The 20194-nt window shown below is 59.8% G+C and carries 20 protein-coding genes; 6 read left to right on the forward strand and 14 right to left on the reverse strand.

Annotation, left to right across the window (positions count from 1 at the left end):
* The gene (locus ASD36_RS09750; RefSeq protein ID WP_082512017.1) at positions 1–909 is read left to right on the forward strand and encodes a DMT family transporter; all 909 of its coding nucleotides are present in this window, start codon (positions 1–3) and stop codon (positions 907–909) included.
* On the opposite strand, the gene ung is transcribed toward ASD36_RS09750, so the two are convergent.
* Positions 906–1607: a uracil-DNA glycosylase gene (gene ung / locus ASD36_RS09755; RefSeq protein WP_060503071.1), complete on the reverse strand. Its 702-nt coding sequence runs from the start codon at positions 1605–1607 to the stop codon at positions 906–908. The two genes, ASD36_RS09750 and ung, sit on opposite strands and share 4 nt — an antisense overlap.
* A 187-nt stretch (positions 1608–1794) precedes the next feature.
* Between ung and modA the strand changes: the two genes are divergently transcribed.
* The 3 genes from modA (at position 1795) to modC (ending at position 4443) form a co-directional block, all read left to right on the forward strand.
* Positions 1795–2589 (forward strand): molybdate ABC transporter substrate-binding protein, encoded by a 795-nt coding sequence (gene modA, locus ASD36_RS09760; protein ID WP_060503161.1) that lies wholly within the window; start codon positions 1795–1797, stop codon positions 2587–2589.
* A gap of 88 nt (positions 2590–2677) precedes the next feature.
* Positions 2678–3379 (forward strand): molybdate ABC transporter permease subunit, encoded by a 702-nt coding sequence (modB, locus tag ASD36_RS09765; protein WP_060503072.1) that lies wholly within the window; start codon positions 2678–2680, stop codon positions 3377–3379.
* On the forward strand, positions 3376–4443 hold the full coding sequence (gene modC, locus ASD36_RS09770; protein ID WP_060503073.1) for a molybdenum ABC transporter ATP-binding protein: 1068 nt from the start codon (positions 3376–3378) through the stop codon (positions 4441–4443). The genes modB and modC overlap by 4 nt, the downstream gene beginning before the upstream one ends.
* Here modC and ASD36_RS09775 read toward each other — a convergent pair.
* The 7 genes from ASD36_RS09775 to ASD36_RS09810 all read right to left on the reverse strand — a co-directional run bounded on the left by ASD36_RS09775 (position 4418) and on the right by ASD36_RS09810 (position 11224).
* Positions 4418–4813 (reverse strand): winged helix-turn-helix domain-containing protein, encoded by a 396-nt coding sequence (locus ASD36_RS09775; protein WP_060503074.1) that lies wholly within the window; start codon positions 4811–4813, stop codon positions 4418–4420. The genes modC and ASD36_RS09775 overlap by 26 nt on opposite strands.
* 89 nt (positions 4814–4902) lie before the next feature.
* Positions 4903–5970: a sn-glycerol-3-phosphate ABC transporter ATP-binding protein UgpC gene (gene ugpC, locus ASD36_RS09780; RefSeq protein WP_060503075.1), complete on the reverse strand. Its 1068-nt coding sequence runs from the start codon at positions 5968–5970 to the stop codon at positions 4903–4905.
* Entirely contained in the window at positions 5967–6794 is an 828-nt protein-coding gene (locus tag ASD36_RS09785; protein WP_060503076.1) for a carbohydrate ABC transporter permease, read from the reverse strand. Before ASD36_RS09785 ends, ugpC begins: the two co-directional genes overlap by 4 nt.
* Entirely contained in the window at positions 6791–7693 is a 903-nt protein-coding gene (locus tag ASD36_RS09790) for a sugar ABC transporter permease (protein ID WP_060503077.1), read from the reverse strand. The genes ASD36_RS09785 and ASD36_RS09790 overlap by 4 nt, the downstream gene beginning before the upstream one ends.
* A 263-nt stretch (positions 7694–7956) precedes the next feature.
* Positions 7957–9189, reverse strand: coding sequence for a sugar ABC transporter substrate-binding protein (locus tag ASD36_RS09800; protein WP_060503162.1), 1233 nt, complete (start codon positions 9187–9189; stop codon positions 7957–7959).
* 90 nt (positions 9190–9279) lie between these two features.
* Positions 9280–10182 (reverse strand): sugar phosphate isomerase/epimerase, encoded by a 903-nt coding sequence (locus tag ASD36_RS09805; protein WP_060503079.1) that lies wholly within the window; start codon positions 10180–10182, stop codon positions 9280–9282.
* A 16-nt stretch (positions 10183–10198) separates the two neighbouring features.
* On the reverse strand, positions 10199–11224 hold the full coding sequence (locus ASD36_RS09810; RefSeq protein WP_277995994.1) for a Gfo/Idh/MocA family oxidoreductase: 1026 nt from the start codon (positions 11222–11224) through the stop codon (positions 10199–10201).
* 137 nt (positions 11225–11361) lie between these two features.
* Between ASD36_RS09810 and ASD36_RS09815 the strand changes: the two genes are divergently transcribed.
* Together ASD36_RS09815 and ASD36_RS09820 are read left to right on the forward strand one after the other, a co-directional pair.
* The gene (locus ASD36_RS09815; protein WP_060503081.1) at positions 11362–12396 is read left to right on the forward strand and encodes a LacI family DNA-binding transcriptional regulator; all 1035 of its coding nucleotides are present in this window, start codon (positions 11362–11364) and stop codon (positions 12394–12396) included.
* A 105-nt stretch (positions 12397–12501) separates the two neighbouring features.
* The gene (locus ASD36_RS09820) at positions 12502–13833 is read left to right on the forward strand and encodes an FAD-binding oxidoreductase (protein ID WP_060503082.1); all 1332 of its coding nucleotides are present in this window, start codon (positions 12502–12504) and stop codon (positions 13831–13833) included.
* Positions 13834–13919: 86 nt separating this feature from the next.
* On the opposite strand, the gene purU is transcribed toward ASD36_RS09820, so the two are convergent.
* The 6 genes from purU to ASD36_RS09850 all read right to left on the reverse strand — a co-directional run bounded on the left by purU (position 13920) and on the right by ASD36_RS09850 (position 20147).
* Complete coding sequence (gene purU, locus ASD36_RS09825) at positions 13920–14804, reverse strand: formyltetrahydrofolate deformylase (RefSeq protein ID WP_060509992.1); 885 nt, start codon at positions 14802–14804, stop codon at positions 13920–13922.
* Between the two features lie 161 nt (positions 14805–14965).
* Complete coding sequence (gene glnT, locus ASD36_RS09830; protein ID WP_060503083.1) at positions 14966–16273, reverse strand: type III glutamate--ammonia ligase; 1308 nt, start codon at positions 16271–16273, stop codon at positions 14966–14968.
* A gap of 91 nt (positions 16274–16364) precedes the next feature.
* Positions 16365–17693 carry an FMN-binding glutamate synthase family protein gene (locus ASD36_RS09835; RefSeq protein ID WP_060503084.1) on the reverse strand — a complete coding sequence of 443 codons (1329 nt, stop codon included), beginning with the start codon at positions 17691–17693 and terminating at the stop codon, positions 16365–16367.
* Between the two features lie 15 nt (positions 17694–17708).
* The gene (locus ASD36_RS09840; protein ID WP_060503163.1) at positions 17709–18395 is read right to left on the reverse strand and encodes a GXGXG domain-containing protein; all 687 of its coding nucleotides are present in this window, start codon (positions 18393–18395) and stop codon (positions 17709–17711) included.
* A gap of 38 nt (positions 18396–18433) precedes the next feature.
* The gene (locus ASD36_RS09845) at positions 18434–19339 is read right to left on the reverse strand and encodes a glutamine amidotransferase family protein (RefSeq protein ID WP_060503085.1); all 906 of its coding nucleotides are present in this window, start codon (positions 19337–19339) and stop codon (positions 18434–18436) included.
* 112 nt (positions 19340–19451) lie between these two features.
* Positions 19452–20147: an XRE family transcriptional regulator gene (locus ASD36_RS09850; RefSeq protein ID WP_060503086.1), complete on the reverse strand. Its 696-nt coding sequence runs from the start codon at positions 20145–20147 to the stop codon at positions 19452–19454.
* Positions 20148–20194 lie beyond the last annotated feature (47 nt).

Raw genomic sequence — 20194 nt, forward strand, 5'->3', positions numbered from 1 at the left:
ATGACCTCGAAGCAAACCGGCTATATCTTCGTCTTGGCTGCCCTTGTAATCTTCTCGATACAGGACGCGATTTCCAAGCATCTGGGCAGCCTTTATCCTCCCGTCTTCATTACCATGATCCGCTATTGGGCCTTTGCCGCCTTCGCCATCGCGCTGGCGGCGCGTTCGCGTGGCGGCCTTGTAGTCACCGCAAGGACAAAACGCCCGGGACTGCAGATCCTGCGCGGCATCCTGCTGGTTGGACAGATCGTCATCGTCATCATCTCGTTCTCGCGAGTGGGCCTTGCCCATTCGCAGGCAATCTTTTCGTCCGGGCCGCTTTTCGTGGCGCTGCTTTCCATGCCGCTCCTGGGCGAGCGCGTCGGTTGGCGGCGCTGGACGGCAATCATCGTCGGGTTGCTGGGCGTTCTGCTGATCCTGAAACCGGACGACAGCAGCTTCGATATCAACTTCCTGATCCCGATCTCATCGGCGCTGATCTTTGCGATCTATGTGATTTCGACCAGGCTGGTCAGCCGCGACGATAGCTCGATCACCAGCTTTTTCTATACCGGCATCGCCGGTGCCGTTGCGATCACGCTGATCGGACCATTGTATTGGACGACATTGGCGCCGCAGGACTGGGCCTGGATGCTGCTCTTGTGCATTACCGGAACGACCAGCCACTTCTTTCTGATCAAGGCCTATGAACTGCTCGACGCGGCCGAGGTCCAACCCCTGACCTATCTTCAGCTGGTCTTTGCCTCGATCATCGGCGTCTCCGTCTTCGGCGAGACGCTGAACCTCAACATGATCCTCGGATCGGTGATCGTCGTTTGCGCCGGCATTTTTACCGTGTGGCGTGAAAGCATCGTTGCCCGCCGCAATGCCAAGAACCCTGAACCGCCCTCCTCCCAGACATTGACCTAAGCTGGCGTTTCCGGGTTGGCGGGCAGAGCCCACTCGATCGGCTGGCGGCCCTTCGAGACCAGAAAATCATTGGCCCTGGAAAAAGGCTTGGTGCCAAAAAAACCGTTATGCGCCGAAAGCGGCGACGGATGCGGCGAGCGGAGCACCAGATGGCGCGACTGGTCGACGAAGGCCGCCTTCTTCTGCGCATAGGATCCCCAGAGGATGAAGACGACGGGATGTTCCTGATCGTTGACCGCGCGGATGATTGCATCAGTGAACGTCTCCCAGCCTTTGCCCTGATGCGATGCCGCCATCGCCCGCTCGACCGTCAGCACGCTGTTGAGCAGCAATACACCCTGCCGCGCCCAGCTTTCCAGAAAGCCGTGACGGGCAGGCGCAATGCCGAGATCGCTTTGCAGTTCCTTGTAGATGTTCACCAGTGACGGCGGGGAGCGCACGCCCGGCTTGACGCTGAATGACAGCCCATGCGCCTGCCCCTCGCCATGATAGGGGTCCTGCCCGAGAATGACGACGCGCACCTGGTCGAGCGGCGTCAGATCCAGCGCGCGAAAATACTCCGGCCCCTTCGGAAAGATCTGCTTGCCGCTGTTTTTCTCCTCCAGCAGGAACGTCTTCAGGCTGGCCATATAAGGGCTGGAGAATTCCGCGCTCAGAGCTGCCTTCCAGCTTTCCTCGATCTTCACACTCGATTCCATCGCGTCCCTGCCCTGTTCATTCCGGTCAATCTTGTGCCGCCGAATGTAACTTCCGCCGCATCGATAGCAAGCCGCGAGCTGCAGGCCGGTGCAAATGACTTTCAATATATTTTGACAAACATAACGCTGGCCAATCGGATTATACCGTTATATCTAAAGAGATATCTCGAAACCAATGGGGGACCGCATGCGCTCTGAACGTCGAACCTTGCTGAAATTTTTCGGAACTGCCGCCGTTGCACTCTGGATTGGCGCCGCGGCGCTTGCCCAGCCTGCACTTGCAGCCGAAAAGGTCACCGTCTTTGCCGCAGCAAGCCTCAAGAACGCGCTCGATGCCATCGATGCCGAATGGAAGAAGGAATCAGGCAAGGAAACCACCGTTTCCTATGCGGCAAGCTCGGCGCTCGCCAAGCAGATCGAATCCGGCGCACCGGCCGACGTCTTCATCTCCGCCGACCTTGCCTGGATGGATTACGTCGCTGAAAAGAAGCTGATCAAGGACGAAACCCGCGCCAACCTGCTCGGCAACCGTATCGTTCTGGTGACCGGCAAGAAAGACGCCGCTCCGGTGGATATCAAGCAGGGACTGGATTTGAAGGCTCTTCTCGGCGACGAAAAGCTCGCCATGGGCGCCGTCAATTCTGTGCCGGCCGGCAAATACGGCAAGGCAGCACTTGAAAAGCTCGGCATCTGGTCTTCGGTCGAGAAGAACGTTGCGGGTGCTGAAAACGTCCGCGCAGCGCTTCTGCTCGTCTCCAAGGGCGAAGCACCCTACGGCATCGTCTACCAGACGGATGCCGCCGCCGACAAAGACGTGACGATCGCCGGTACTTTCCCGGAAGACAGCCATCCGCCGATCGTTTATCCGATCGCGATCACCACCGACAGCAAGAACCCGGACGCCGCCGCCTATGTCGACTTCGTCAAGTCTGCCAAGGCCGCCGCACTGTTCGAGGCCCAGGGCTTTACGGTTCTGAAGTAAGACAGGCCGGAAATAAGACTTCAATGCGCTCTATCCGCGAATGGATGGAGCGCATATCGTCTGACCGTCAGGGACGGAGCACGCACATTTGGACTGGTTGACTTTAAGTGACGCGGAATGGACGGCAATCCGTCTCAGCCTGCGCGTCTCGCTCGTCGCGATGATCGTCAGCCTGCCCTTCGCCATTGCTATCGCCATGCTTCTGGCGCGCGGGCGCTTCTGGGGCAAATCCATCCTCAACGGCTTGGTTCACCTTCCGCTGATCCTGCCGCCGGTCGTGACCGGCTTTCTCCTTCTCGTTCTGTTCGGCAAACGCGGCCCGATCGGCGCATTTCTCGCCGAATATACCGGTATCGTCTTTTCCTTCCGCTGGACCGGCGCTGCCCTTGCCTGCGGCGTGATGGCCTTCCCGCTGATGGTGCGCAGCATTCGCCTCTCGATCGAGGCCGTCGATCGACGGTTGGAACAGGCTGCATCAACACTGGGTGCCGGACCCTTCTGGGTATTCCTGACCGTCACCCTGCCGCTGGTGCTGCCCGGCATCATCGCCGGTATGGTGCTCGCCTTTGCCAAGGCGATGGGCGAATTCGGCGCGACGATTACGTTCGTCTCCAATATTCCGGGTGAAACCCAGACCCTGTCGGCAGCGATCTACACTTTCACCCAGGTTCCCGGTGGCGATGCCGGCGCGTTTCGCCTGACCCTCATTTCCATCGTCATTTCGATGGCCGCGCTGATCGTGTCCGAAATCCTGGCAAATCTTGCCGCAAAGAAAATGGATGCCGCATGAGCCTCAAGGTCGATATCCGTCATCGGCTCGGCGCATTTTCCGTGGAAGCTGCCTTCACCGCGGACAAGGGCGTGACCGCCCTCTTCGGCCGCTCGGGCTCCGGCAAAACATCGCTGATCAATATCATTTCTGGTCTTATACGGCCGGGCGGCGGGCATCTTTCCTTCAATGGAGACGTTCTTTTCGACGGTGACAACCAGATTTTCGTGCCCGCGCATAGGCGCCGCTTCGGTTACGTCTTTCAGGAGGCACGGCTGTTTCCGCACCTGAGCGTGCGACGCAATCTCGGCTACGGCCGGTGGTTTGCCCGCCGCAGCCATGTTGGTGCGGATTTCAACCGGATCGTCGATCTGCTCGGTGTCGGCGCACTGCTGGACCGCGCGCCGGCCAATCTCTCCGGCGGCGAAAAACAGCGCATCGCCATCGGCCGGGCGCTGTTATCCAACCCGCGCCTGTTGCTGATGGACGAGCCCATGGCTGCGCTCGACGAGGAGCGCAAGGCGGAAATTTTACCCTATCTGGAGCGGCTGCGCGACGAAGCGGATATTCCGATCATCTATGTCAGCCACTCGGTGGCAGAAGTCGCCCGGCTGGCGACAAAGGTCATCATCCTGGAAAATGGCCGCATCAGCGCATCTGGCGATGCGGCAACCATTCTCAGCCAGCCCTCCTCGACCATCGACCGCCGCGAGGCCCGTGCTGTCATCGACGGCACTGTCGAGACGACGGACATGGAACACCAGATCACGGTCATCAGGTCCGGAAATGTCGAAATCCGCGTGCCGCAGCTGAATGCCCCCATTGGCAAACACGTCCGGCTGCAGATTGCCGCCCGCGACGTCATGCTGGCAACCAGCCGGCCAGAAGGTCTGAGTGCGCTCAACATTCTGCAGGCCATGATCATCGAGATCGGCGAACCGGCGCAGGGCATGGTCGATGTACGGCTGGATTGCGATGGTGTGACGATCATCTCGGCGGTGACGGTGCTGTCCCGCGACATGCTCGGGCTCAATCCCGGCAAGCCGGTTTACGCGATCATCAAGAGCGTGGCTCTGGATCTCTGATCGCCGGCGCGCTGGCGCTGAGATTGTCCTGCAGCCAGGCCAGCTCCGATGCCAGTGCCGCCTGTGCCTTCTCCTCCATCGCTCGAAACTGACGGATCAGCTCGTCACCGAAAGGCGTCAAAACCGCACCGCCGCCCTGTTTTCCGCCACGCTGCGATTCCACCGCCTCTTGCCTGAACATGCTGTTGAGCGCGCTCACCAAAAGCCAGGCCCGCCGGTAGGACATATCCATGGCCCGGCCCGCAGCGGAGATCGATCCGGTCTCGCGGATATGCTCGAGCAGTTCGATCTTGCCCCGCCCCAGCCGTTCGGAATGTGGAAAATCGACCCGCAAAACAGGGTGGAGACTGCTGGATTTTGTCTGTGTCATGCGGTTCTGCATACCTTGGCTGCTCGGCGAGAGATTATCGCGCCGGCCTGCCGATGTATAGCGCCGCCATCACGCTGGAATGGCTTGCCTCATACCCGCAATCCGGTCTCGCCATCGAACACATGGACATCGGCGGGACGGATCGACACATCGATGATATCGCCGGTTTTCACCGGTCTCCGCGCCGTTTCAACAATCGTCACCTCCGTCGCAGTGGCTGTCGTGATGTAAGTCGCCGAGCCGGTGCTTTCGACAATGCCGACCGGCAGGCGGAAAACACCCTGCCCCGGCTCGACGAAATGCAGATGTTCAGGCCTCAATCCCGCCGTCACCCTGCGGCCCGGCTGTAGCTGCCGGTCGAGCGTGATGGTCTGCCTCTCGCCGACATCGACCGCCAGCGAACGGCCATCCTCGCCGACAACAGCAGGCACGAAATTCATCGCCGGCGAACCGATGAAGCCGGCAACAAACTTGTTGGCCGGCCGGTCGTAAAGTTCGAGCGGTGCGCCCTGCTGCTCGATGACGCCATCCTTCATCACCACGACATGATCGGCCATGGTCATGGCTTCGATCTGGTCATGCGTCACATAAACGGAGGTTGCGCCCAGCCGGTCATGCAGGGTGCGGATTTCCTTGCGCATGTGGACACGCAGCGCGGCGTCGAGGTTGGACAGCGGCTCGTCGAAGAGAAACGCCTTGGGGTGGCGGATGATCGCCCGGCTCATGGCGACACGCTGGCGCTGGCCGCCGGAAAGCTCGCGCGGATAACGGCCGAGAAGCTGGGAGAGCCCGGTCGTTGCCGCAACTTCTTCCGCCGCCTTTTTGGCCTCCGCTTTGGGGACACCGCGAATGCGCAAACTGTAGGTCAGGTTCTGCTCCACCGTCATATGCGGATAAAGCGCATAGGACTGGAACACCATGGCGATATCCCGCTTGCGCGGCGGCACGTTGTTCATCAGCTCACCGGCAATTTTCAGATCGCCCGTCGAGATGCTTTCCAGTCCGGCGAGCGACCGCAACAGCGTGGACTTGCCACAGCCGGACGGACCGACAAGCGCGACGAAGCTGCCCTTCTCGATGCTGAGTTCGATGTTCTTTAGTGCATGGAAGGCACCGTAATATTTATTGACGCCCGAGAGCTCGATCTGCTTGGTCATTTGATGGCTCCCGAAGTAAGGCCGGAGACGATGCGCCGCTGCAGCAGCACGAAGATGGCGAGGATGGGGGTCACATAGATCGTGGCATAGGCCATGATGTTGTTCCATTCATTGGTGTTCGGTCCCATGAACGAGTTGAGGCCAACGCTGGCGGGCTGCAGTTCCACCGCCTGGATGATCGATTTCGAATAGACGAACTCGCCGAAGGCCTGCATGAAGATCAAAATGGCGCTGACAAGGATACCGTTGCGTGCAAGCGGCAGAACGATGTTGAAGAAAGCGCCGACCCGCGAATTGCCGTCAACAAGGGCTGCTTCTTCCAGCTCCTGTGGCACCGCCATGAAGGTGGCGCGCACCAGTACGACAAAGAATGGCATGCTTTTGGCAGCAATGGCGATGATCACCGCCAGGCGCGGATAATTCAGCATTCCCAGCTGCGAGAAACCGACGAAGATCGGCGTGATCATCAGCGACGCCGGTAGCACCTGCAGCATCAGGATCAGGAACAGGCCGATATCGACCCAGACATTCCTGTACCGCGCCAGCACATAGGCACAGCCGACACCGAGCACGGTGATCAGGGTGACCGAGCCGAAGGCGATGACCAGCGAGTTCCACAGATAGCGTCCCATGCCCCGGCTTTCCCAGACGAAGGCGTAGGTGGCCCATTGCGGCTCTGACGGCCAAAAGCTCGGCGGCGTCGCAAACATCTCCGAACCGCTTTTCAAAGCGGTGATGAACATCCAGTAAAGCGGGAACAGATAGATTGCTGCCATGACGATGGCGATCACCAGCATCAGGCGGTTGCGATTGGTATCACTCATCCGCGCACCTCATGACGTGTGGAGCGGACATAGACGACCGAGGCGAACATCACGAAGACGATCATGATGACGGAGATCGTCGCTCCTTTGGCGAAGTCATATTGCCGGAAGGACAGGTCCCACGCCCAGTATTGCGTGACGTTGGACGAATTGTTCGGCCCGCCGGAGGTGATGGCGGCAAAAAGGTCGAATTGCTGCAGCGTGAAGATCAGGCCAAGCGAAACGATGGCGCCGATGGTCGAGCGCATCATCGGCAGGGTGATCGTCCAGAAGCGTTGCCAGGCATTGGCGCCGTCGAGTTCGGCAGCCTCATAGAGATCGCCGGGAATGCTGGCCAGCCCGACGGATAATAGGATCATGTTGAAGGCAGTGCCCAGCCAGATATTGGCGATGATGACCGCATAGAGCGAATAGTTCGGATCGGAGCGCCAGAAAATGTTGCCCGAGATGATGCCGGTTTCCCGCAGCATGAAATTCAACACGCCGAAATCTCCCGACAGGATCCAGTTCCAGATGGCGCCGACGACGAGGCCCGGCATGACCCAGGACACGAGAAACAAGCCGCGCAGCCAGGAAGCCCCGGGGAAATTGACCCAGAAGAACAGCGCCAGCCCAAAGCCGATCAGGAATTGCCCGGCAATCGAACCGGTGACGAAGATCGCGGTATTGCCAAGGATCGGCCATGTCTCCGGTTGAGAAAACAGATCCTGATAGTTCTTGAAGCCGACGAAGGGGCGCAGGAACGTGCCGAGGCTGAACATATCGACTTCCTGAAAGCTCATCAGGATATTGTAGAGCAGCGGCAGACCCGCCATCAGGAACAGAAAACCGAGCGGAAAGGCGACGAGCACGATATCGAAACCGTTGCCATCCCGGATGCTGGAAAGCAGCCTCTTCATGGGGCCTCCGATGCTCCGAACGGGGCTGTCTGGCGCATTGGCGCGAAAGACAACCCCTTCCGGGAGGAAATGATGATGGTACGAACCATCGGCGTTTTTACCTTCTCCCCAACGGGGAGAAGGTGGCCCGAAGGGCCGGATGAGGGGGCGGCACACACTGCCGTTCGGTTATGGCTTTCGTGAAAGCATTCGTCGCTGCCGCTCCTCATCCCCCTCATCTGCCCGTTGGGCATCTTCTCCCCGCTGGGGAGAAGAGGAGCAAATCAGCCCAGCACAGCCTTGATCTTATCGGCCGCCTGATCAAGCGCGTCCTTCGGGCTCGACTGGCCGGTGAGCGCTGCCTGAATGGCATCCTGGATCGCCTTGGAGATCTTCGGCCATTCCGGATGCGGGCCGCGCGGCTTGGCGTATTTCAGCTGTTCGAGGAACACTTGCAGTCCAGCATCCTTCAGCGCCTGGCCGGTTGCCGGGATCGCGATATCGGAGCGGGCCGGAAGCTGGCCGTAATTCTTGAACATCTTGTCATCCTGCGAGGCGAAAAACTCGAGCGCCTTGAAGGCTTCCTCCGGATGCTTGGTCGAGGCGAAGATCGCCCAGTTGAAATCGCCCATGGCAGACGAACGTTCTGCACCTTCCTGCGGAACCGGCAGCAGCGTCACGCCCCAGTCGAATTTCGCTTCCTGCGACATGCGGTCGAGTTCCCACGGACCGGAGATCGCCATGGCGGCATTGCCCGAGTTGAACGTGCCGGTCGAATCCCACTGGCCGCGGGTCAGCGTATCCGGGGAAGCCAGCTTCTCGTCCATGATCGTCTTCCAGACGGTCAATGCCTTTACGGCACCTTCGGAATTGATGTTTTCATAACTACCGCCGCCCATCTGCGCCCAGGGCAGGAACTGGAACGTGCCTTCTTCGTTGGCCTTAGCCGAGAAGGCCAGACCATAAACATTGGCCGCCGGGTCGGTCAGCTTGCGTGCGTCCTCGACAAGCTCGTCCCAGGTCTGCGGCGGCTTGTTCGGATCAAGCCCTTTCGCCTTGAACATGTCCTTGTTGTAGTAGAGCGCGATCGTGTTCGTCGCTTTCGGCACGCCGTAATACTTGCCGTCCCATTCAACCGATTTCAGCGGGCCGGGGAAATAGTTCTCCGGCTTGATCACTGTCGATTTCGAGATCATGTCGGTGAGATCAAGGAAGGCGCCGCGCGACGAAAACAGCGCATGCTCGGGATTGTCGATGGCGATAATATCCGGCGCCTGGCCGGTCGAATAGGCGCGCATCGCCTCGCTCACCACATCATCGAACTGGATCTGGCGGTATTCGATCTGGATACCGTTGTTGAGCTTGTTGAAATCGGCCACCAGATGCGGTGCCGGTTGGATGTCCCGGTCAAGCGACCAGACGGTGAGCTTCACATCTTCCGCCTTGGCGGAAAGGCCGAACATAGAGACGCCTGCCAGCGCCATTGCACCAATGACTGCATATTTGCGGATACCCATGATTTCCTCCTTGTGGTTATCCTGTCGGCCGACATCCTCCATGCCGGCCTTCTTCAGTCCATGTCAGTTCTCTCAAGCCTGCCTGATCAATCAGGCGGGATCGGTGACGAAATCACCGCCCCGGCATGTCTTCAGATAATTGAGGCCGTGCACCTGGCCGGTCATTTCCAGCGCATCGCGATAAACCGGATCGTGCCAGCCTTCGATGTCGATCGAGCCCGACCAGCCGGCAAGGCGTAGTTCCGAGATCACATCCGTCCAGTTGGTGTCGCCAAAGCCCGGCGTGCGCATGAAGACGAATTTTTCCTTGCCGAAAATGCCGTGCTCGCGAATGACATCCCAGCGGATCGTCGCGTCCTTGCCATGCACGTGGAAGATCTTTTTCGCCCATTTGCGGATCTGCGGCAGCGGATCAATGAGATAGACCATCTGGTGGCAAGGCTCCCATTCGAGCCCGATATTATCATCCGGTGTCTCGTTGAACATCAGTTCCCAGGCATCCGGATTGTGGGCGATATTCCAGTCGCCGGTCGCCCAATTGCCATCCATGGCGCAATTCTCAAACGCGATCTTGACGCCCTTGTCGGCGGCACGCTTGGCAAGCTCGCTCCAGACTTCCTTGTAGCGCGGCAGGCTGTCGGTCAGCGGTTTGTTGCGGATACGGCCGGTGAAACCCGCCACGCAAGTGGCGCCGAAATGGTGGGCGTTGTCGATGCAGTCCTTCCAGCCCTGCAGCGTATCGCGGTCGATGTCGGTGGTTTCCAGCGGATTGCCGAACATGCCGAGTGTCGAAATGGTGATATCGCGATCGCCGATCGCCTCGACGCAGCGCTTGCCAAGTTCGGCGAGGTTCTGGCCATTGGTCGTCTGCCAAAAGAACGGCTCGAAGCTTTCGAAGCCCAAGTCTGCCACCTTGCCGATGCGCTCCGCCGCCTTGCCTGCGGATGCGCTGATCATGGTGCCGATACGGATGGATTTTGCCGGATTGCTCATCAAACTGTCCTGTTCTTCATAGGGTCACGCGCTGCCGGGTGCGGGCGCTCTCGATCGCCGCAAACACCATGGCAAGGCTGTTGATATTGTCGCTGCTGACGGTCTCCGGCTTGGCGCCGGTTCGGATGGCGGTGAGGAAGTCGGCGATCACGCTGGCATGGCCATGGGTCTGCGCCTCGTTTGCCGGTTGCGGCACGTCGATAGCCTCGATTGGACGGAAGAAACCTTCCGAACCCGCGATCACGCCCGCCTTGAATTCGTCCGCACCATCCCAGAGCAGCGTGCCCTTGGTGCCAATAATCCGCCACTGGCTTTCCCAGCTGGTATTGGCCCCTTCCGCACACCAGGAGCCGCGATAGGTAAACGTCACGTCATCGGAAAATTCGAAGATCGCGTTGGCCGCCGCGCCATGCGCATACCAGGAACCGCGCGGATTGCTTTCATGGCAATAGACCGCCACCGGCACCTTGTCCGCCACGAAACGGGCGGCGTCGAATGTGTGGATCGCCATGTCGAGAAGCAGCACATTGTCCATCTCTTCGCGGAACCCGCCGAAATGCGCGCCGATGAAGAAGTCGCAATGGATCGCCGTTAGTTCGCCAAGCGCACCGCTTTCCACCAGACGGCGGATGCGGCGAATACCAGAGATGAACCGGCGGTTCTGGACAATGGCGTGAATCTTTCCTGCGGCCTCGGCTTGCGCAATCAACGAACGGCCCGCTTCAATCGACGCTGCCATCGGCTTTTCGCTGAGCACGTGACAGCCATGGGCGAGCGCCGTTCCCACCACATCGTGGCGGGCGGATGGAATGACGACATCGAAGACGATTTCGGCGGAGGTCTTTTGCAAGACATCGCCGAGATCAGAACCGATAACCGCATCCGCCAATCCGAATTCGGCGGCCAGGGCTTTCGCTGCCACCGGATTGACGTCGACCAGCCCGACGACTTCAACCGCCGAGCGAATTTCAGGGGTTTCAGCGATCGCCTTGAGCCAGCCTTTGGCCATAGCTCCGCACCCGCACAGAACTGCACGCAAAATGGGTTTCTCCTCCTTAAAGTCTACGGTTTTCGCTCCTTTTCGGCCACCGTAAACGTTTACGGAACTATGAACGATTTTTGAAACGTGTCAATAGAGAAGCATTGGGCAACCGAAATCACGCGTTGAAAGCAGCTGAAATGACGGGCATACGCAGGCTTGCACAGCATCTGGATATTTCTATCGGCACCGTCTCGCGGGCGCTGAACGGGCGCCCTGACGTCAACGAGGAAACACGCCGCAAGGTTCTCGAAGCAGCGGCAGAACTCGGCTATGTGCCCAATCAATCCGGCCGCAGCCTGCGCCAGGGCACCACCAACATCATCGGCTTCATGATGCAGACCGGCACGGAGATCACCGGCCAGGGTGATACGTTCTTCATGAGTGTATTCGACGGCGTGCAAACGGTGTTTGCCCGCCACCATCTCGATCTGGTTGCCCTGCTCTGCTCATCGGAAGAAGACCCCGACGACTATCTCCGCCGCGTCGTCGCGCGTGGTTTTGCCGATGGCCTCATCCTGTCGGCGACGCAGCGGCACGATCCACGCTTCGAATTTCTCGCCAAACGCAAGATTCCGTTCGTTACGCTCGGACGCAGCCTGACGGATGTCGGCCAGCCCTGGCTCGATCTCGATTTCGAAGGCATGGCGCAAACCTCGATCGACCGCCTGGTGGCCAAGGGTCATCGCCGGATCGCCGTGACAAGGCCGCATGATGATATCAACCTCGGTCATCTCTTCGTCGATCAGAGCGCCCGGGCACTTGCTGCACACGGACTGACGCTCGATCCTGATCTCGTCTTCAACTCGAAGCCGAACGAGGCAGGTGGCTATCATGTCGCCCAGCAATTGCTGGCCATGAAGGACCGGCCGACCGCAATCCTTTTGGTCAATGAAACCATCGCCATAGGCTTCTATCGTGGCATGAGCGAAGCCGGCCTCAAGCCTGGACGCGATATCGCAATCATCGGCCGCCAGAGCCCGCAATCGCATTTCCTCTCGCCAAGCCTGACCGGCTTCACGCTATCGCGCCGCGATCTCGGGATCGCACTGGCGGAAGCGCTCCTTGCGACCATGCCGGCCTTTAGCCATTTCTATCCGGATGCGGAACTCAGGAAGGTCTGGCCGGAAGACCTGGTCGAGGGTGAGAGCGACGCTTTTTCACTGCCCGCCTGAGGCCACGTCGCAGGACCGGCAAGCGGCCAGTCTTTGCGACTTGAACAACGGCAAGATACCGTGCACATCGGAGATAACTTCCTTCGACGCACGGAACCTTCGCCCATGCCCGGCCCCATTCTCGATCGCAGTGAAACCGACCACGCCCTGCCAAAGAAAGCAGACGTCATCATCATCGGCGGCGGCATTATCGGGGTCAGCACGGCGCTATTCCTGGCCGAACGCGGCGTCGATGTCGTGCTGTGCGAAAAGGGCGTACTCGGGGGCGAACAGTCGAGCCGCAACTGGGGCTGGGTCCGTGTCATGGGCCGCGACCGGCGTGAAATTCCGCTGGCGATTGAGGCCCTGAAAATCTGGGATGGGCTGGATGCGCGCGTTGGCGGCAACACCGGATTTCACCGTTCGGGGATTGTCTATATCTCCGAGACCGAGACGGATGTCGCCAATCGCGACGCCTGGTTGAAACTGGCGCAAGCGCACGGCCTCGACACGCGCCAGATCGGCCCCGACGAAACGGCTGCCGTGATGCTGGGCGCCGGGCAACGGTACAAAGGCGCGCTCTACACGCCAAGCGATGGCCGCGCCGAACCGCAAAAGGCGGTACCTGCGATTGCGGCGGGCGCGCGCCGGGCCGGTGCCCGTATCCTGACCAGCTGCGCCGTGCGCGGCATCGAGAAAAGTGCTGGCCGCATCAGCGCCGTCATCACAGAGAAGGGCCGCATCGAAACCTCCGCCGCCGTGCTTGCCGGCGGTGCATGGTCACGGCTGTTCTGCAAGGGACTTGGCATCCGGCTGCCGCAACTGAAAGTGCGCAACTCGGTATTGCGCACCAGCGCAGTCAACCGTGGACCGGACGGCGCGGGCGCAACCGCGTCGTATGCCTATCGCAAACGCCTCGACGGTGGCTACACCATCGCCAACGGCGGTATCAACATGCATGCGCTGGTGCCGGACAGTTTTGCCTTATTCCGGGATTTCCAGCCTGCCAGAAAAGCCGAAGGGGACGCAGTACAACTCGGCCTGAGCGCACAGAGCTGGAATGAACTGTTCGAAATTTCCGCCGTCCCGCTCGACCGGCCCGGCGCATTCGAACATCACCGGATTCTCGATCCGAAACCGGATGGCAAGGCCGCCTTGCGCGCGCTGCAAGCCGCCACGGAAGCGCTGCCGGTGCTGCGCGATGCGAGGGTGGAGCAGATCTGGGCTGGCCTGATCGATGTGACGCCGGACGCCGTGCCGATCATCTCGACATTGGAAGCCATCCCGGGACTGACAATCGCGACAGGATTTTCAGGCCACGGCTTCGGCATCGGCCCAGGCGCCGGCCATCTCTCCGCCGACCTCGTCATGGGCACCACGCCGATCGTTGATCCCGCGCCGTTCCGATTCAGCCGCTTTTCAGATGGCTCCCCGCTTGAGATTGCGCCGCCCGTTTGAGTTGCACGGCACATCCCCAGATGTGAAACATCCCCGGACGCATAGGGCGTCCGGGGATGCGAAGAACGACGGCAAGCTGGCTAAGATCACCCCATGCGCTCGGAGGCATAGGATCCCGGGCTTGCCGGGAAGACGACAGTGCGGTTGCCGTTGATGAAGGTACGGTGGTGGATATGGGCGTGCACGGCGCGCGCCAGAACCTGGCTCTCCACATCGCGGCCGATCGAGACATAGTCCTCGGCCGACTGCGCATGGGTGATGCGGGCGATGTCCTGCTCGATGATCGGGCCTTCGTCGAGATCGGCGGTGACGTAATGCGCCGTCGCACCAATCAGCTTCACGCCGCGCTCATAGGCTTGCTTGTAGGGGTTGGCGCCCTTGAAGGACGGCAGGAACGAGTGGTGGATGTTGATGATCTGCCCCGACATCTTCTGGCAGATGGCATCCGACAGGATCTGCATGTAGCGGGCAAGCACGATCAGCTCGGTGCCGGTCTGCTCGACCACGTCCATCATCCGGGCTTCCGCCTGCGCCTTGTTGGCCTTGGTCACCGGGATATGATGGAACGGGATATCGTGATTGACGACCACCTTCTGGTAATCGAAATGGTTGGAGACCACGCCGACGATGTCGATCGGCAAAGCGCCGATCTTCCAGCGGTAGAGCAGGTCGTTGAGGCAATGGCCGAAACGCGACACCATCAAAAGCACCTTCATCCGGTGCTCGGAATCACGGATATCGGCTTCCATGCCAAACCGGGTCTTCACCGCCTCGAACCCGGTCTTCAGCTTCTCAAGCGCAGCGCCTTCCTGGCTGATGAAAGTCAGCCGCATGAAGAACAGGCCGGTTTCCATGTCGTCGAACTGCGAACTGTCGGTGATGTAACAGCCTTCGTCGGCCAGATAGCCGGTAATCGCCGCGACAATGCCACGGGTGGATTTGCACGATACGGTCAGAACGTAGCTCTTCATCGGTCTCAGTCTCTCGGTTTGGGTCTTGGCTGGCCCTCCCGGCCCAGCATCGTGGAACGGAAGCTAGCGCGGCGCTGGCCTGCCCGTCCATCCGTTTCGCGACATCGGATAGCAGGAACAGGCCATGCCGTCTCTTCTGATCTTGGAACTTGGCCTGAGGCTCAGATATCGAGCGTCGTCTGCCGCTCCCAATCGGTGAAATGCGAGGCGTAGGCATTCCACTCCTGATGCTTGAGCTTCAGGTAGGCGCTGGAGAAACTCTTGCCAAGCGCCGCCTTCAGCTCCTCGTCCTTGTCGTATTCCCTGAGTGCATCGAGCAGGTTCAGTGGCAGGAGCGGTGCGCCGGTAACGGTGTGGCCTTCCTTGTACATGTCGATGTCCCAATGACGGCCCGGATCGGCATTCTTCCGGATACCGTTCAAGCCCGCTGCGATGATGATCGCCTGCAGAAGATACGGGTTGACCGCGCCATCCGGCAGACGCAATTCGAACCGGCCGGGACCGGGAACGCGGACCATGTGCGTGCGGTTGTTGCCGGTCCATGTCACCGTATTCGGCGCCCAGGTGGCACCGGAAATCGTGCGCGGCGCGTTGATACGCTTGTAGGAGTTGACGGTCGGATTGGTCACTGCAGCAAGTGCCGACGCGTGCTTCATGATACCACCGAGGAAAGTCCTTCCCTGGGCGGACAGACCGAACGGCATTTCCTTGTCGGCAAAGGCATTGGTCTTGCCGTCCAGATCCCAGACGGAGATATGGGCGTGGCAGCCGTTGCCGGTCAGCCCCTTGAAGGGCTTTGGCATGAAGGTGGCGCGAAGGCCGTGTTTTTCGGCGATCGTCTTGACCATGAACTTGAAGAACGAATGCTTGTCGGCAGTCTGCAGAGCATCGTCATATTCCCAGTTCATTTCAAACTGGCCGTTCGCATCCTCATGGTCGTTCTGGTAGGGCTTCCAGCCAAGTTCGAGCATGTAGTCGCAGATTTCGGCGATCACGTCATAGCGGCGCATGATAGCCTGCTGGTCGTAGCAGGGCTTTTCGGCATTATCGAACTCGTCGGAAATCTTGCCGCCATCCGGTGAGATCAGGAAGAATTCCGGCTCGACGCCGGTCTTGACGCGAAGGCCCTCCTTGGCCGCTTCAGCGATCAGGCGTTTCAGCATGACGCGCGGTGCCTGGTCCACCGGCTGGTCTTCCATGACGCAATCGGCGGCGACCCAGGCCACATCCTTCTTCCAGGGGAGCTGGATGACCGAGGACGGATCGGGAAGCGCAAACAGGTCTGGGTGGGCGGGCGTAAGGTCGAGCCAGGTGGCAAACCCGGCAAAACCCGCACCATTCTTCTGCATGTCGGCAATCGCCTCGGCCGGGACGAGCTTCGCCCGCTGGCCACCGAACAGGTCGGTATAACTGATCATGAAATATTTGATGCCACGGTCTTTGGCAAAGCTGGCAAGATCGAGTGTCACTGCGTTCCCCTTTGGATTATTCAGACACTTTTTCGTAAAAAGGCCGCTGCCTGACTTTTAAGATCGGGCAACGGCCGAAGGTATGTTTGGGTCAGAAGCCTCCCTTGCCTGGGATCCAGCTGGTACCGGCCAACGGCACCTGCGCCATGGCCGATGCCTCGAGCGTCAGTGCGACAAGATCCTCCGGCTCCAGATTGTGCAGATGGTTCTTGCCGCAGGCCCGCGCGATCGTCTGGGCCTCCAGCGTCATCACCTTGAGGTAATTGGCGAGACGGCGCCCGGCCGCGACCGGATCGAGGCGCTTGGAAAGCTCCGGGTCCTGCGTCGTGATGCCGGCGGGATCCTTGCCTTCGTGCCAGTCGTCATAGGCACCGGCCGTCGTTCCGAGCTTCTGATATTCCGCTTCCCAGTGTGGATCATTATCGCCGATGGCAACGAGTGCAGCCGTACCGATCGCGACCGCGTCAGCGCCGAGCGCCAGGGCTTTGGCGACGTCTGCGCCGGAACGGATACCGCCCGAGACGATCAGTTGAACCTTGCGGTGCATGCCGAGATCCTGAAGCGCCTGAACGGCCGGGCGGATGCAGGCAAGGATTGGCATGCCGACATTCTCGATGAACACGTCCTGCGTAGCCGCCGTGCCGCCCTGCATGCCATCGAGCACGACGACGTCGGCACCGGCCTTCACCGCAAGAGCAGTATCGTAATAAGGACGCGCACCACCGACCTTCACATAGATCGGCTTTTCCCAATCGGTGATTTCGCGCAGTTCCATGATCTTGATTTCGAGATCGTCCGGGCCGGTCCAGTCCGGATGACGGCAGGCCGAACGCTGGTCAATGCCCTTGGGCAGGTTGCGCATATTGGCGACACGATCGGAAATCTTCTGGCCGAGCAGCATGCCGCCACCGCCGGGCTTGGCGCCCTGGCCGACAACGATCTCGATCGCATCGGCACGGCGCAGGTCCTTCGGGTTCATACCATAGCGCGATGGCAGATACTGGTAGACCAGCGTCTGTGAATGGCCACGCTCCTCGTCGGTCATGCCACCGTCACCAGTGGTCGTCGATGTTCCGGCGATCGTCGCCCCACGGCCAAGCGCTTCCTTGGCATTGCCCGAAAGCGCCCCGAAGCTCATGCCGGCAATGGTGATCGGGGTTTTCAGGACGATCGGCTTCTTGGCATGACGCGCACCGAGCACGACGGACGTGTCGCATTTCTCGCGGTAACCTTCGAGCGGATAGCGAGAGATCGAAGCACCAAGGAACAGGAGGTCGTCGAAATGCGGAACCTTGCGCTTGGTCCCGGCGCCACGAATATCATAAATGCCCGTGGCTGCCGCGCGGCGGATTTCCGCGAGTGTGTAATCGTCGAAAGTCGCTGACTTGCGCGGCGGGGTATAGGGGTTGTGATAGCTCATGTAGGGTTCCCTGCCTTAGTACGCGTCAGCGTTATCGATGTTGAAATTGTAGAGCGTACGGGCGGAGCCATAGCGCTTGAACTCCTGCGGCTTGACGTCGGTAATGCCTGCCTTGTCCAGCAGCTCAGCAAGCTTCTCGATATGCTCGGGGCGCAGCTCCTTCTGAATGCAGTCGGCGCCAAGGCTCTTGACCTCACCGCGCACGAACAGCTTGGCCTCATAGAGCGAATCTCCCAGCGCATCACCCGCATTGCCGAGCACCACCAGATGACCGGACTGGCCCATGAACGCCGACATATGGCCGATATTGCCCTGGACGACGATATCGATGCCCTTCATCGAGATACCGCAGCGCGATGCTGCATTGCCCTTGATGACCAGCAGACCGCCGCGGCCTGTCGCCCCGGCATACTGGCTGGCATCGCCTTCGATGACAACCGTGCCCGACATCATGTTCTCAGCAACACCCGGGCCTGCTGAACCGTGAACAGTGACAGAACCGCCGTCGTTCATGCCGGCACAATAGTAACCAACGCTACCTCGAACCTCGACCGTCACCGGCTGATCGATGCCGACTGCGACGGCATGGCTGCCGCGCGGGTTGACGACTTCGAAGTTCGTATCATTAGTGCCGGGGGCAATCGCATGCAGGGCGCTGTTCAGGTCGCGCAACGGCATTTTGGCAAGGTCGAATACGCGCATCGTTTCCAGACTTTCTCGTTTAACGCTGAGGTCCATGTTTACGCCGCCTTCTCATGATCCCAGAAGTAAACGGTGGCGGGTTCCGGCTCCCAGACACGGGCGTCTTCAATACCCGGCAGGTTGACGAGCGCCCGATATTCGGAACCGAAAGCAATGTACTGGTCGGTTTCCGCCATCACGGCCGGTTTGCAGGCGATCGGGTCGCGCACCACGCCGAAGCCGGACTTGGTGCCGACAACGAAGGTGAAGAACCCGTCGAGGTCATCAAGCGCACTGGTCAGCGCCTGCCCCAGATCCTTGCCCTTGGCCATTTCCGCCGTCAGGTAGGCCGCAGCGACTTCCGTGTCGTTCTGGGTCTCGAAGGTCATGCCTTCGCGCACCAGCTCGCGGCGCAGGTTGTTGTGATTGGAAAGCGAACCGTTATGCACCAGGCACTGATCGGCGCCGGTCGAAAACGGATGCGCGCCGAGCGTGGTCACAGCCGATTCCGTTGCCATGCGGGTGTGGCCGATCCCGTGCGTGCCGCCCATCTGGCGAATGCCGAAGCGGGAAACGACGTCCTTCGGCAGGCCAACTTCCTTGTAGATCTCGACGCTGTCGCCCGAGCCCATGACACGGATACCGGTCCGTTCCTGGGAAAGCAGATCGCGCACGGCCGAAGCCTTGTCTGCGTCGGTTTCGATGACCGCATGGGTGCTTTTCAGCTCTACCGATACACTTGAATCGACAGGCTTCAGCAGCGCCTCGAGACCGGCGAAATCCTGCTTCGGGTCCGATGATTGAACAGTGATTTTGGCCCGGCCCTTGGAGGGCGATCCGTAAATGGCGATGCCCGCGCTATCCGGTCCGCGGTCGGTCATGGTGACCAGCATATCGGACAGCATGGCACCCAATTGCGGCTCCAGACTCTTGTCCTTCAAAAACAATCCGACAATTCCGCACATGGGGACAATCCTTCGTTTCGTTGATGAAAAGATGGATATCAGCTGCCGTTTTAAATTTCAACTGAGAAGAAAGTTATTTTCTTATCAGGCAATATTTTTGAGTATGAAAGGCTTAGATATTGCTGCGCGTCTGCGGATAGGAAATGATCGACAGATAGCGGATCGGCAACTTCACCAGCTCCTCCGGCCCGTGGCGGGCGTCGGCGTCGAAAAACAAGCTATCGCCGGGCTGCATGGTAAAAAGCCGGTCGCCATGGCGATAGACCACTTCACCGACCAGCATGTAGAGAAACTCCATGCCTTCATGCTGGAAAGCCGGGAACGTATCGGAATCTGCCGTCAGCGTGATCAGATAGGGCTCGACCACTACGCCGGCTGTGTTGTTGTCGATATGACCGAGCAGATTGTACTGATGCCCCGCCCGCGTACCCCGGCGCTCCAGTTCGACACCTTCGCCGGCCTTGACGAACACCGCGTTGCGCGGTTCCTCATAACGGCGGAAGAAAGCGGTGACCGGGACGCCAAGCGCCCGCGAAAGAGATTGCAGCGTAGTCAGCGACGGCGAGATATTGCCATTCTCGATCTTCGACAGCATGCCAAGCGAAATGCCGGTGGCGGTCGCAAGGTCGGTCACGGTGATGCCGAGTTTCTTGCGGAAAGCGCGAACCTCGTGGCCGATCGCGATTTCGAGGTTGTTTTCCTTCGGCTCACGCAGCGCGTGCGGATCCTGCAGAAAAGCAGCCTTCAGAGCCGGATGCTCGTCGTCTGTGATCCGGCCAATATCGGTGACTGGCTGCTTTTTCGCCATGCGGTTTCGCCCCCTGCTTGCAAGTCAATCAATCTATCCTGAGAGTG

It is taken from the genome of Rhizobium sp. Root1334, assembly GCF_001426665.1.
Taxonomy (GTDB): domain Bacteria; phylum Pseudomonadota; class Alphaproteobacteria; order Rhizobiales; family Rhizobiaceae; genus Pararhizobium.